Source organism: Enterobacter sp. ENT03 (assembly GCF_019218745.1).
GTDB lineage: Bacteria > Pseudomonadota > Gammaproteobacteria > Enterobacterales > Enterobacteriaceae > Enterobacter_D.
Genome location: NZ_JAHUXA010000002.1, coordinates 75,447 through 89,107, shown reverse-complemented (window position 1 = coordinate 89,107; position 13,661 = coordinate 75,447). Strand labels below are relative to the sequence as shown.

At 54.0% G+C, this 13,661-nt stretch carries 15 protein-coding genes; 5 read left to right on the top strand and 10 right to left on the bottom strand.

From position 1 onward, the window contains the following. Positions 1–210: 210 nt before the first annotated feature. The 6 genes from KW828_RS05370 to syd form a co-directional block, all read right to left on the bottom strand. Positions 211–540: a DNA-binding transcriptional regulator gene (locus KW828_RS05370; RefSeq protein WP_218335641.1), complete on the bottom strand. Its 330-nt coding sequence runs from the start codon at positions 538–540 to the stop codon at positions 211–213. Then, positions 540–926 (bottom strand): type II toxin-antitoxin system RelE/ParE family toxin, encoded by a 387-nt coding sequence (locus KW828_RS05365; protein ID WP_218335444.1) that lies wholly within the window; start codon positions 924–926, stop codon positions 540–542. The genes KW828_RS05370 and KW828_RS05365 overlap by 1 nt, the downstream gene beginning before the upstream one ends. A 125-nt stretch (positions 927–1,051) precedes the next feature. Next, positions 1,052–1,501 carry a flavodoxin gene (locus KW828_RS05360; RefSeq protein WP_218335443.1) on the bottom strand — a complete coding sequence of 150 codons (450 nt, stop codon included), beginning with the start codon at positions 1,499–1,501 and terminating at the stop codon, positions 1,052–1,054. A gap of 16 nt (positions 1,502–1,517) precedes the next feature. After that, a complete protein-coding gene (gene truC, locus KW828_RS05355) occupies positions 1,518–2,300 on the bottom strand; it encodes a tRNA pseudouridine(65) synthase TruC (RefSeq protein WP_218335442.1) in 783 nt (260 codons plus the stop codon). Continuing rightward, positions 2,300–2,629, bottom strand: a complete 330-nt coding sequence (locus KW828_RS05350) for a YqcC family protein (protein ID WP_218335441.1) — start codon at positions 2,627–2,629, stop codon at positions 2,300–2,302. Before KW828_RS05350 ends, truC begins: the two co-directional genes overlap by 1 nt. A gap of 654 nt (positions 2,630–3,283) precedes the next feature. Then, the gene (syd, locus tag KW828_RS05345; protein ID WP_218335440.1) at positions 3,284–3,829 is read right to left on the bottom strand and encodes a SecY-interacting protein; all 546 of its coding nucleotides are present in this window, start codon (positions 3,827–3,829) and stop codon (positions 3,284–3,286) included. A gap of 68 nt (positions 3,830–3,897) precedes the next feature. Here syd and queF point away from each other — a divergent pair, with 68 nt between their 5' ends. The 5 genes from queF (at position 3,898) to xni (ending at position 10,429) form a co-directional block, all read left to right on the top strand. After that, on the top strand, positions 3,898–4,743 hold the full coding sequence (queF, locus tag KW828_RS05340; protein WP_218335439.1) for an NADPH-dependent 7-cyano-7-deazaguanine reductase QueF: 846 nt from the start codon (positions 3,898–3,900) through the stop codon (positions 4,741–4,743). Positions 4,744–4,858: 115 nt separating this feature from the next. Beyond that, complete coding sequence (gene ppnN / locus KW828_RS05335; RefSeq protein WP_218335438.1) at positions 4,859–6,223, top strand: nucleotide 5'-monophosphate nucleosidase PpnN; 1,365 nt, start codon at positions 4,859–4,861, stop codon at positions 6,221–6,223. A gap of 589 nt (positions 6,224–6,812) precedes the next feature. Further along, entirely contained in the window at positions 6,813–8,102 is a 1,290-nt protein-coding gene (locus tag KW828_RS05330; RefSeq protein WP_218335437.1) for an HAAAP family serine/threonine permease, read from the top strand. Between the two features lie 57 nt (positions 8,103–8,159). Next, complete coding sequence (locus tag KW828_RS05325; protein WP_218335436.1) at positions 8,160–9,527, top strand: L-serine ammonia-lyase; 1,368 nt, start codon at positions 8,160–8,162, stop codon at positions 9,525–9,527. Positions 9,528–9,673: 146 nt separating this feature from the next. Then, entirely contained in the window at positions 9,674–10,429 is a 756-nt protein-coding gene (gene xni, locus KW828_RS05320; protein ID WP_218335435.1) for a flap endonuclease Xni, read from the top strand. A 40-nt stretch (positions 10,430–10,469) separates the two neighbouring features. Here the strand turns inward: xni and rlmM are convergent, their stop codons facing one another. From rlmM to KW828_RS05300, 4 genes are all read right to left on the bottom strand, one after another. Then, positions 10,470–11,570, bottom strand: a complete 1,101-nt coding sequence (rlmM, locus tag KW828_RS05315; protein ID WP_218335434.1) for a 23S rRNA (cytidine(2498)-2'-O)-methyltransferase RlmM — start codon at positions 11,568–11,570, stop codon at positions 10,470–10,472. Further along, on the bottom strand, positions 11,563–11,958 hold the full coding sequence (locus tag KW828_RS05310) for a DUF423 domain-containing protein (RefSeq protein WP_072569938.1): 396 nt from the start codon (positions 11,956–11,958) through the stop codon (positions 11,563–11,565). Before KW828_RS05310 ends, rlmM begins: the two co-directional genes overlap by 8 nt. 43 nt (positions 11,959–12,001) lie before the next feature. Then, entirely contained in the window at positions 12,002–12,916 is a 915-nt protein-coding gene (gcvA, locus tag KW828_RS05305) for a glycine cleavage system transcriptional regulator GcvA (protein WP_072569937.1), read from the bottom strand. A gap of 349 nt (positions 12,917–13,265) precedes the next feature. After that, the gene (locus KW828_RS05300) at positions 13,266–13,493 is read right to left on the bottom strand and encodes a YgdI/YgdR family lipoprotein (RefSeq protein ID WP_088221435.1); all 228 of its coding nucleotides are present in this window, start codon (positions 13,491–13,493) and stop codon (positions 13,266–13,268) included. Positions 13,494–13,661 lie beyond the last annotated feature (168 nt).

Sequence of the window (13,661 nt, the reverse complement as noted above, 5' to 3'; positions counted from 1 at the left end):
GTCAGGTCGCTTTCCCCCGCAGGCTGCATTTGTATCTGGCTCAAAAAGTATAAAAAGCGGGCTACGAACTCTCACTGTGCAACCCCACAACATTGCGTAAACGTGGGGTGAAGGTTTGATGCAAAAGCCCAGGGCTATGGGGAGTACTTCACGGAAATGAACATCGGGGGAAATAAAAATACCAAAAGCCACCTCATGGGTGGCTTTTGGTTAGTAGGTAAAAATGTCTGGCCCCTTCACGGCAAGGGTATTCAGAAGCCGTAGCGCGGGTCCGCTGGGTTTTATCTCTCCGCGTTCCCATTTAGAGACTGAGGCAACAGTCATGCCCATCGCAGTAGCGAGAACGGCTTGTGACATACCGTATTTCACGCGGACGGCACGAATGTCTTCACCCGTCATAGGCTGCACTTTAGGAATGCGCTTGCTTAACTCGTTGGCCTTAGCACGCGCAGAAATGCGCGACATTTTCTCATCGCTCAATCCACCCGCAGCATGCAGCTCTTTTGAGAACTCCAGCAGATCTTGCATAGTAGCGCTCATCATTTCACCTCTTTCACTTCGGACAGTATTCCCTGCTCAATCAGCGCGGCGATGTTGGCCTCATTGTAGTTTAAGAACGCGGAGGCAAGGTCTTTGTACGTCTCCAGTTCGTCCTCTTCAATCTCCTTTGAGCTTTTAGGCACATCTTTCTTTTCCCACCCATCGACAAAAAACACATGACTGCCGGATTTGAAGAAAATTATCGTTCTGGCCCCACCGCGCTTACCGGCGTTTTTGATGGCGATACGTTTTTTAATCACGCCACCGCCAAGATCGCCATCGTGTTGCCCTGATTCTACTTCTTTGGCGGCCTTTAAAAGCGACTCGTCACTTAGGCTCGTGTGTTTAGTTTTTCGCTTGAAAAGCCTGGTTTTGTAGTATGCCACTGACCACCTCCATGTAATCACTGTTACTATAGTAATCATTACTATAAAAGTGAAGAGATGATTTGCGCTAAAAGAGGTGTTAGTCAGGCCGCCCTCCTTTGTGCAGGAAAGTGGCCCGTTTCGGGTCAGTTAAGTAACGTCGCCCAGTGTTCAACCCACGGGTTAGCGACGGATTCCGGCTCCGGGTCTTCGCTGGCGTCGATCAGTAACACGTCGCCCAGCCGCTGCGCATTTTGCTCCTGCAACAGGGCGTCAAAGGTTTTACCCGCGCCGCAAAAGTGCGTGTAGGTGCTGTCGCCAAGGGCGATCACGCCGTAGCGTAAATCGGGCTGTACGCCGATCTGATCTTTCACCGCATGGAATAACGGGGCGATACTGTCCGGAAAATCCCCCTGTCCGGTGGTGGAGGTGATCACCAGAATGATTTTATCCTGATAGCGCTGCCAGTCGGCGAGCACGGCATCTTCATAGACCGTGGCTTTATGCCCAAGGCCATTAAGGATCGCTTCTGCTTCTTCCGCCACCAGCAGGGCGTTGCCATACGTTGTGCCGACAAATATGCCTACTTCTGCCATGCTATCCACTCCTTGCTCAGACTTGACTCTCATCATCCTGACCGCTGTGTGCGGCAAACTCAACCCTTTCATTTAAAGGGAGAAGCCCGCGCCAGCTAAAGTGCTCCATTGCCTGCATCCACACCTCGTCCAGCCCGGCACGCAGCACGAGTGGTTCGCCGGTAAAGGGATGGGTCAGCGACAGTTCGCTGGCGTGCAGCATCAGACGCTGGCAGCCGAAGTGCTCGGCGGCGCTGCGGTTTTGCTTTAAATCGCCGTGTTTGCTGTCGCCGATAATCGGATGGCGCAAATGCGAGAGATGGCGGCGTAGCTGGTGCTTGCGCCCTGTTTTGGGCAAAAGCTCTACCAGCCCGTAGCGGGTGGTCGGGAATTTGCCGGTGGCGACGGGCATTTCGGCGGTGGCAAGGCCGCGATAGTGCGTCACCGCTGGCTGCGGGCCTTTGTCATCGCGGGCAAATTTGTCGGCGATTTTATCCAGCTCTTCTACCAGCGGATAATCCAGCTCGGCCTCATCCATCAGCCAGCCGCGCACGATCGCGTGGTAGCGCTTTTGCATCTGGTGTTGTTCAAACTGTTGAGATAACAGGCGTCCCGCCTCGCTGGACAATCCCATCAGCAGCACGCCGGAGGTAGGACGATCGAGGCGATGGGCGGTAAACACGTGCTGACCAATCTGGTCGCGCACCGTTTGCATCACCACGACTTTTTCATCGCGATCGAGCCAGCTACGGTGTACCAGCCAGCCGGACGGTTTGTTCACCGCCACCAGCCATTCGTCCTGATAGATGATCTCCAGCATCAGGCGTTATCGCCGGCAAAGAGCGCATCAAGTTGCTGTAACTGCACCAGCACGACATCCCGGGCCGGGTGGCTGGCATCGAGGGCGACTTCATAATAAGGGGCGATGGCAAAGGTCTGTGGCAACGGCTGCCCGCTGTCTAACAGGGCATGCAGGCGCGGGATCAGCACCCATTGCAGCCACTCAAACGGCTCCATGGTGTCCAGACAAAAGGGTTCGGTACTTTCAAAAGCGCTGGTGGCCGGAGCACTGGATTGCCAGATCCCCTGCTCGTTTAACAGGGTTTCCAGGCTGAACAGTTGCTGGCGCACGTGATGATGGGTAGTCATATCAACCTCGACTGAAAATAAAACTGGCGCGCAGGATAGCATTAGTCGGGCCTGAACAAAAAAAGGGAGCACTGTAAAAACAGTGCTCCCGGTTCGTTTCGCAGCATTCCAGCTACTTTTGTTGCTCCCTGCTCGTCCGTGACAACTTTTCCTGCGGTCTCCTGACCTGTTCATCCATAAACCATTCATCCGTAAACTACTGCATCCTGCTCGCATCATCCTGATACGATTTGCGTTATCCGTAACGCCCTTCCCTGAACATCCTGGTCCGCCGGGCATCCTGACCGGCTCTCATTCTCCATCCTGGAGGTGTCCTTGAACGCGTCCTGCGTTATCCACTTTGCTTCATCCAGAAGCCTTTCCTTGCAGCACCGTCCTGGTGTTCCTGCTGCGAAGCTACACCATCCCGGCATCCACTTCGCACTGTGAACTCCTGTTCAACGAGGGTAAGAATCTGCTTTTTCTTGCTGTCCTACAAGGAGGTGCTTACGAACATCATGAGATAAGCTTCGAACGAAAGTATCAACTTACAGACTTAACTTCTTGAATTTAATATTTTAAGAGAGGAATTCGGCGCGCGATAAAATAAGAAAGTCCTGGTGATCTCCTACAGGCTCTGTAAGAGATCTCTCACAAAATCGGTAGTGTTTTGGATTACAGAACAGGCTCAAGCTGATTAAGGAATTCCGTAACCGACGGGGCAAGCACCGTGCGCGTTGTGGTGCCGATGGTTTCGACAATCACTTGTCCGGTCAGGTTGCAAACGGCGATAACGTCAAGTTCGCTGTCGAGCGTGGCGATAAACAGCGTGGGTGAAATCTTAAGACGTTTTTGCGTTACCAGATGGCCTATCAGATTTTCCTGCACGCGACGGAAGTCGTCCGGGCTCCAGGTTTGCAGTAGCGTCAGCGTCTGTGCGCCAAAACGCGCGGGCATATCGCCGGCAAACTGACTGGCATAAAACGCATGCAGCGCGGGTTGTACCACAATATCTAAAGCCCGTTCAACCGCGTTTACATTGGCTTCCCCCGTAAAGGGTTGCGGCTGCCAGAACACGCTGTCCTGGGTGGTGGAGATAATGCAGGGCGAAGGCACGCCATACAGTTCCTCGCTCTGCGGCCAACTGTTGTGTGTCTCATGCCAGGCATCGCAATAGCGTGCGGTAAATGCTTTCAGGGCAAGCGCCGTTTCTGTGTCCACCGATTTCTCTCTTCACTAAAGCCAGGATAAACTTGGCGGATAGTTTACCTGCAAAATGGCGATGAAACATGTCTTCTTATGATAACCACCAGGCGCTGGCTGGCCTGACGCTCGGCAAATCCACCGCGTACCGCGATACCTACGACGCCAGCCTGTTGCAGGGTGTGCCGCGCAGCCTGAACCGCGATCCGCTCGGCCTGCATGCCGATAACCTGCCCTTCCACGGTGGCGATATTTGGACGCTGTATGAGCTGTCATGGCTTAACAGCAACGGTCTACCGCAGGTGGCGGTCGGTCAGGTGGAGCTTGATTATGCCAGCGTCAATCTGGTTGAATCCAAGAGTTTTAAGCTCTATCTCAACAGCTTTAACCAGACGAGATTCGCCAGTTGGGATGAAGTGCAGGCCACGCTGCAACGCGATCTCAGCGCCTGTGCGCAGGGTGACGTGAGCGTGGTCCTGTTCCGTCTTCATGAACTGGAAGGCCAGCCGATCGCGCCTTTTAACGGCATTTGCATTGACGATCAGGACATTGTTATCGACAGCTACGACTTCAGCGCGGAGCACCTGCATCAGGCCGCCAGCGGCAGGATTGTCGAAGAAACCCTGGTCAGCCATCTGCTGAAATCCAACTGCCTGATCACCCACCAGCCGGACTGGGGCTCGGTGCAGATCCAGTATCGCGGGCCGCAAATCGATCGTGAAAAGCTGCTGCGCTACCTGGTGTCTTTTCGCCATCACAACGAGTTTCATGAGCAGTGCGTCGAGCGCATTTTCAACGATGTGCAGCGTTTCTGTCAGCCAGAACATCTGAGCGTGTACGCGCGTTACACCCGTCGCGGTGGGCTGGATATTAATCCATGGCGCACCAACAGCGACTTTACGCCATCCACCGGGCGACTGGTTCGCCAGTAAAACTATCATTTTCTGCATTTGCGCCGCACATTCGGCGCGCGAGGTTGTTAAACGTCATAAGCCAGGGCTATTGTAATCACTGGGAGTGGCGATTTTCGCCCCGTAAGGAGCTCACTTGATTACACATATTAGCCCGCTAGGCTCAATGGATATGTTGTCGCAGCTGGAAGTCGATATGCTTAAACGCACGGCCAGCAGCGACCTGTACCAGCTATTTCGCAACTGTTCACTTGCCGTACTTAACTCAGGGAGTCTGACCGATAACAGCAAAGAGCTGCTGTCGCGTTTTGAAAGTTTCGACATTAACGTGTTGCGCCGCGAGCGCGGCGTGAAGCTTGAACTGATCAATCCCCCGGAAGATGCTTTTGTGGATGGCCGCATTATCCGTGCGCTGCAGGCCAACTTGTTTGCCGTGCTGCGCGACATCCTGTTCGTTAATGGCCAGATCCACAACGCCGGTCGTTTCCAGCATTTAGATCTGGAAAGCTCGATCCACATTACCAACCTGGTGTTTTCGATCCTGCGTAACGCCCGTGCGCTGCATGTCGGTGAAGCACCGAACATGGTGGTGTGCTGGGGAGGCCACTCGATTAACGAAACCGAATACCTGTACGCGCGTCGCGTTGGCACCCAGCTGGGCCTGCGCGAACTGAACATCTGCACCGGTTGCGGGCCGGGAGCGATGGAAGCGCCCATGAAAGGCGCAGCGGTCGGTCATGCGCAGCAGCGTTACAAAGAGGGCCGTTTTATCGGCATGACCGAGCCGTCGATTATCGCCGCTGAACCACCGAATCCCTTAGTCAATGAGCTGGTGATCATGCCGGACATTGAAAAACGTCTGGAAGCCTTCGTACGTATTGCCCACGGCATTATCATCTTCCCGGGCGGCGTCGGCACGGCGGAAGAGCTGCTGTATCTGCTGGGCATTCTGATGAATCCGGCCAACCAGGACCAGGTGTTGCCGCTGATCCTCACCGGGCCAAAACAGAGCGCCGATTACTTCCGCGTGCTCGACGAATTTATTGTGAATACGCTGGGCGAAGGCGCGCGTCGTTATTACCGCGTGATTATCGATGATGCCCATGAAGTGGCGCGGCAGATGAAAAAAGCGATGCCGCTGGTGAAAGAAAACCGTCGCGATACCGGCGATGCTTACAGCTTTAACTGGTCAATTCGTATCGCGCCAGAGTTGCAGGTGCCGTTCATCCCGTCCCATGAAAATATGGCAAACCTGAAGCTCTATCCGGATCAGCCGGTAGAAATCCTGGCAGCGGATTTGCGTCGCGCCTTCTCGGGGATTGTCGCCGGTAACGTTAAAGAAGCCGGGATCCAGGCCATTGAAAAGTATGGGCCGTATAAGATCCACGGCGATAGCAACATGATGCGCCGCATGGACGATCTGCTGCAGGGCTTTGTCGCCCAGCACCGCATGAAGCTGCCGGGCTCCGCGTATATTCCGTGCTATGAAATTATGACCTGATAGCAGGTTCGTTTGCCGGGTGGCGCAACGTTTACCCGGCCTGTTGTACTGTCTTGCCGGGTGGCGCTGCGCTTACCCGGCCTTCCCTCTGCCATGCAGCGTTCATTTCACAGGCCCGGCAAGCCTGTACCGCCGGGCAACATCACCCCAGCAGCCATAAGCTAAACTTATCACCCCGCCCATTGCCAAACGGTTGCGCACTCTCCTCTACCGCTAAAAATTCACTGTTAGCCCAGAAACGCCCCAGAAAACCCTGTTTACATCATCTTTTACAGCGATTTTATCGTATTTCGCAGTGCAGGCTTTGCGCGCATATGTTGTCGGTGTTAGCCTGCGCCACCATTAATTTTGGGGTGTGATCGCTTTTCAGTGGGATGACCTGATAATCACCACATCAAAAGCGGATTATTGCATTTGCGATCGCGATCACTGATACATTCATTACATAAATGTATCTTTCCGCCCGCCAATAATTACGGCAAGAAATTATAAAAAAACCATCGCTGAACAAATTTCATATTACCGTCAGGCCACTTTTCATTAGATTGCACTGAAAAACCTGATATTTAGCTTCCTCCAGGAGATACAGATGGAAACAACTCAAACCAGCACTATTGCTGCCGTAGAAACGCGCAGCACATGGCGTAAAACCGACACGATGTGGATGCTGGGCCTTTATGGCACCGCTATCGGCGCAGGTGTGCTCTTCCTGCCAATTAACGCCGGTGTCGGCGGCATGATCCCGCTGATCATCATGGCACTTATCGCCTTCCCGATGACCTTCTTTGCTCACCGTGGTCTGACCCGCTTTGTGCTTTCCGGCAAAAATCCGGGTGAGGATATTACTGAAGTCGTTGAAGAACACTTTGGTATCGGCGCAGGTAAACTCATCACCCTGCTCTATTTCTTCGCGATTTACCCGATCCTGCTGGTCTACAGCGTGGCGATCACCAATACCGTTGACAGCTTTATGACCCACCAGCTGGGTATGACGCCTCCACCACGTTTCATTCTTTCCCTGATCCTGATCGTCGGCATGATGACCATCGTGCGCTTCGGCGAGCAGATGATCGTGAAAGCGATGAGTATTCTGGTGTTCCCGTTTGTGTTCGCGCTGATGCTGCTGGCCCTGTACCTGATCCCGCAGTGGAGCGGTGCCGCGCTGGAAACGCTGTCGTTTGATGCGGCAGCCAGCACCGGTAAAGGCCTGTGGATGACCCTGTGGCTTGCCATTCCGGTGATGGTGTTCTCGTTCAACCACTCCCCGATCATCTCCTCCTTCGCCGTGGCGAAGCGTGAAGAATACGGCGATGCTGCTGAGAAAAAATGCTCCCGCATTCTGGCGTTCGCACACATCATGATGGTGCTGACGGTCATGTTCTTCGTGTTCAGCTGCGTGCTGAGCCTGACCCCAGCTGATTTACAGGCTGCGAAAGATCAGAACATCTCTATTCTGTCTTACCTGGCTAACCACTTTAACGCGCCGATCATCGCATGGATGGCACCGATTATCGCCATCATCGCCATCACCAAATCATTCCTCGGTCACTATCTGGGTGCGCGCGAAGGCTTCAACGGTATGGTGATCAAGTCCCTGCGTAGCCGTGGCAAAACCATTGAAATCAGCCGTCTGAATAAAATCACCGCGCTGTTTATGTTGGTAACCACCTGGATTGTGGCAACCCTGAACCCGAGCATCCTCGGCATGATCGAAACCCTGGGCGGTCCGATTATTGCGATGATCCTGTTCCTGATGCCGATGTACGCCATTCAGAAAGTCCCGGCGATGCGCAAATACAGCGGTCACATCAGCAATGTCTTCGTTATCGGCATGGGTCTGATTGCGATCTCCGCTATTTTCTACTCTCTGTTCAGCTAATCCCTTGTGCCGCCTTTACGGGCGGCGCTCTCTACTCATAGCAACGGATGATGCATCATGATTAGCGTATTCGATATTTTCAAAATCGGCATTGGCCCTTCCAGTTCCCACACCGTGGGACCAATGAAAGCAGGTAAACAGTTTACGGACGACCTGGTTGCGCGTGGCATTCTCAACGACATCACTCGCGTAGTGGTGGATGTTTACGGTTCACTGTCCCTCACCGGCAAAGGCCACCATACCGATATAGCCATTATTATGGGACTGGCGGGCAACCTGCCGGACAGCGTCGATATTGACAGCATTCCGGGCTTTATTCAGGACGTGAATACCCATGGCCGTCTGCTGCTGGCGAACGGTCAGCATGAAGTGGAATTTCCTGTCGACAAGTGCATGAACTTTCATGCCGATAACCTTTCGCTGCACGAAAACGGTATGCGCATCAGCGCACTGGCGGGTGAAAGCGTGGTCTACAGCCAGACGTATTACTCTATTGGCGGTGGCTTTATCGTCGATGAAGCGCATTTTGGCCTGACCAGTGATACTGAAATCACGGTGCCGTACCCGTACAAAAATGCCGCTGATTTACAGCGTCATTGCCAGGAAACCGGCTTATCCCTCTCCGGCCTGATGATGAAGAACGAGCTGGCGCTGCACAGCAAAGCCGAGCTGGAACAACATCTGGCAAACGTCTGGGAGGTGATGCGCGGCGGCATTGAGCGCGGCATTACCACCGAAGGCGTCCTGCCGGGCAAACTGCGCGTACCGCGTCGGGCGGCGGCGTTGCGACGTATGCTGGTCAGCGGCGATAAAACCTCCACCGATCCGATGGCGGTTGTCGACTGGATCAACATGTTCGCGCTGGCGGTTAACGAAGAAAACGCCGCGGGTGGACGAGTAGTAACCGCGCCGACCAACGGGGCCTGTGGCATCGTGCCGGCGGTGCTGGCGTACTACGATAAGTTTATTCGTGAAGTGAATGCCAACTCGCTGGCCCGCTATTTGCTGGTCGCCAGCGCCATCGGCTCGCTGTACAAAATGAACGCCTCTATTTCCGGCGCGGAAGTGGGCTGTCAGGGTGAAGTAGGCGTGGCCTGCTCCATGGCGGCGGCGGGTCTGGCGGAGTTACTGGGCGGTAGCCCGACGCAGGTATGCATCGCGGCCGAAATCGGCATGGAGCATAACCTGGGTCTGACCTGCGATCCGGTTGCCGGACAGGTGCAGGTACCGTGCATCGAGCGTAACGCTATTGCCTCGGTGAAAGCCGTCAATGCCGCACGCATGGCGCTACGCCGTACCAGCGAGCCGCGTGTATGCCTCGATAAAGTCATCGAAACCATGTACGAAACGGGCAAAGACATGAACGCCAAATATCGCGAAACCTCGCGTGGCGGTCTGGCGATGAAAGTCGTTACCTGCGATTAATCGCGGTTAGCCGTTGGTTGCTCAGCCGGGCGCGCGTGCGTGACCCGGCTTTTTTGCGAGGCGTCTTCCCGTTTTTCCCGCCCTTTCTGGTCTCCCCCTCCCTGCCGATGTTACCCTTAGCGCATTCATTTTTTTGGGAGCGTGCCGTGGCTGTTCATCTGTTAATCGTTGATGCGCTTAATCTTATTCGCCGGATCCACGCCGTACAGGGTTCCCCGTGTGTGCAAGCCTGCCGGCATGCGCTCGACCAGTTGATCGTTCACAGCCAGCCCACTCATGCGGTCGCCGTGTTCGACGACGAGGCGCGCAACACAGGCTGGCGGCATCAGATCCTGCCGGATTACAAAGCCGGTCGCGCCCCGATGCCGGACAACCTGCACGCGGAAATGCCCGCCCTGCGCGCAGCTTTTGCCAGCCATGGCGTGCAAAGCTGGGTATCTGAAGGTAACGAAGCCGACGATCTGGCCGCCACTTTGGCGGTAAAAGTGGCGCAGGCGGGGCATCAGGCCACCATAGTGTCAACGGACAAAGGCTACTGCCAGTTGCTTTCGCCAACCATCCGCATCCGCGATTATTTCCAGAAACGCTGGCTGGATGCACCCTTTATCGCCAGCGAATTTGGCGTGACGCCTGAGCAACTGGCAGATTACTGGGGGCTGGCGGGGATCAGCAGTTCAAAAATTCCGGGCGTGGCGGGGATCGGGCAGAAGAGCGCCACGCAGCTTATTACCGCCTATGGCACGCTGGAAAATCTCTATGTCCGGCTGGAAGAGGTGCCGGAAAAGTGGCGCAAAAAGCTTGCGGAACACCGGGAGATGGCGTTTATCTGTCGGGAGGTGGCCAGGCTGAAAACGGATCTCCAGGTCGAAGGGAATTTGCAGCAGCTGCGGCTGGCGAGATAACGGCTGATCCTCCCCGAACGGAGAGGATCATGATGAAACATTAACGCTCGTCGCGACGGCCACCCACGGCGGCCCACCAGCGGCGCACGTGTACGGTCACTTCTTCGCGATCGTGATACAGCTGACGGGCCTGAATCGTGGCATTAATGCCGTTCTCCGCCAGTTGCTCCTCAATATAGGCCAGGTTACTGGACACTTCTTCGTAGCGTTTTTTCATCGGCAGCTTGAGGTTGAAAATGGTTTCGCGGCACCAGCCGTTGACCAGCCACTGCACCATCAGCGCGGTCACTTTTGCCGGTTTTTCCACCATATCGCACACCATCCACGCAATGTTATTGCGCGTCGGGCGGTAACGGAAACCATCTTCACGCAGCCAGGTGACCTGCCCGGTATCCATCAGGCTTTGCGCCATCGGACCGTTATCCACCGACGACACCCACATGTTGCGTTTCACCAGCTGATAGGTCCAGCCGCCCGGACAGGCACCCAGATCCACCGCGTACATGCCGTTTGCCAGGCGCTCGTCCCATTCGTCTGCCGGAATGAAGATGTGAAACGCTTCTTCCAGTTTCAGGGTAGAGCGGCTGGGCGCATCGGACGGGAACTTGAGACGCGGAATGCCCATATAGAAAGGCGAATTGTTGGTGGTGTAGGAATAGCCGGTATAGCAGCAGCCGGGGGCGATAAAGAACACGTGCACTACCGGGCGTTTTGCGGTTTCGTAGCTGGTAAGGATCTTCGCCTCACGCAGCGCCGCGCGCAGCGGTACAGTGAATTTCCGGCAGAACTTCATCAGCTCTTTGCTCTCGTTAGTGTCCGCCACTTCCACGCGCAGCTCACCGCCCTTTTCCACCACGCCCTGCAACATACCGACAATCGGCGTGATGCGATCTTCTGGCGGCAGATTTTGTAGCAGTTCGCCGGCGACAAACATCTGACGAGCAAAAATCAGCGAGCTGAACGGCAGATCTTTTGCCACTTTGTCGGCGTCATCGGGCTGATAGCATTCGAAAACGACATAGCCTGAGTTTTCTTTCACGCGGGCAAAACCGAACACCTCAAGGCGTCCGGCTTTATCCGTGATTTCTGCGGCGCACTCTTTCTCAAAACCCGGGCGACACAACAATACGACTTTATTCATGAACAACGCCCTTACGTTTCAGACGAATAGCACCAATTAACATTAATACCCAACCGGCGAGGAAACAGACGCCGCCGACCGGGGTGACGAAGGCCCACAGGCGCAGATGGGAAAGCGCGAGGCAGTATAAGCTCCCGCTGAACAGCACCGTACCCAGCGCCAGGAAGACGCTGCTCCAGTAAAACCAGATGCTAATGCGACGCTGCATCGCCACAGCGAGGCAGAAAATCGCCAGCGTATGGAACGCCTGATATTCAAGGCCGGTCTGGATCCAGCCCATCTCTACCGTGCCCAGAGATTTCCCCAGCACGTGCGCGCCGAAGGCACCCAGCGCAACAAAAACAAAGCCACTGATAGCGGCAAAAATCAGCATAAACCGGCTGGTCATGTCAGTACCCTAAAAAGTCATGCGCGAAATCGTGCGCGTTGAATTATTGCTCGTAACGGAAGCGGAATTTTTCTTGCTCTGATGCCGCTTTTGCCAGGATCCACTGTCGAAAGGCGGCTATTTTACCCAGTTCTGCCTGACTGTCATGACAAACCAGATAAAACGCGTTTTTACTGACCAGTACATCATTAAACGGGCAGACCAGTCGGCCTGCCTCAATTTCGGACTGCGCCATCACATTGTTGGCAAGCGCAATACCCTGTCCGTGGATTGCCGCCTGTAGCACCATGGCGCTATGGCTGAAAATCGGTCCCTGCTGTACGTTTAGATTAAGACCCAGTTGCCGCGTATAAGTTTGCCAGTCGCGGCGGGAAGCGTCATGGAGCAGCGTATGCTTTGCCAGATCTGCCGGGGTTTTCAGCGGCTTATCGCCGGTCAGCAATAACGGCGAACAGACCGGCAGAAGATATTCTGCGTATAATTTTTCGACACGCAAGCCCGGCCAGTTGCCACGCCCATAAAAAATCGCCACATCCACATCATCCGCCAGCTTGTCCACCTCACGGTCAACCGCCTGGATCCTGACGTCAATTCCCGGATAAGCTGAGTTAAAGCTGGTAAGTCTCGGCACCAGCCACTGAATGGCAAAACTGGGTAATAAACTGACGGTCAGCGCCCCTTTTGCACTGCGCGATTGCAGTTTGCGGGTGGCGTCGGTGAGCTGGGAAAAAATCTCTTTTATATCCTGAAAATAGCTCTGGCCTTCTTCGGTTAACAACAGAGAACGGTTGCGTCGGCGGAAGAGCTTGAGTCCAAGGAAATCCTCAAGAGACTTGATTTGATGGCTTACTGCGGCCTGCGTCACAAAAAGCTCATCGGCGGCGCGAGTGAAGCTTAAATGGCGTGCGGCAGCATCAAAAACACGTAATGCATTGAGAGGTGGTAAGCGCTTGGACATGATTATAAGGTTCAGATGTTAATGGAATTTAACAAACAGGAAACAAGGTTTAACCCATTAGTTTTTTTTATCTGAGACATTATAAATTGTCCGTTGAGGAACTACCAGCAAATACCTATAGTGGCGGCACTTCCTGAGCCGGAACGAAGAGTCTTTTTCGGAATGCGTGTTCTGAGGGGCTTTTGGCTTGCGGTTGTGATGTTGTGTTGTTGTGTTTGCAATTGGTCTGCTATTCAGACCACGGTAGCATCGCTACCCTTTTCACTTCCTGTACATTTACCCTGTCTGTCCATAGTGATTAATGTAGCACCGCAAATTGCGGTGCTTTTTTTTAGTCAAAAACTGGCTATTATTTTTCCAGTGCGACCATTTCTTTTACGTCAGAACGGTTGATCTGCTGCTTGTTACCGTTAGCATCTTTATAAGAGATCATACCGGTTTGATCATCGGTTTTTGGCTTGCCTTCAGACACAATGGAACGACCATCGTTGGTGTGCATGACATAGTTCGGACCAGAACAGGCGCTCAGTGCAAAAGTCATCATACATGCGGTAATAATGGCGGCAGTCTTTTTCATGATTCTTCTCCTTTTAGCAATTAATGCTATCTGAATCTTGTTTAATAACAGGGTTCAACGTCCACCCAACACTATTTAGCATAACCTGCTTTCGAAAGTGCGCCAGGATAAACAGAAAAATCTGATGGAGCGCAGGCGCTTGTATCGACTGGCGAATTGCGCGACGAT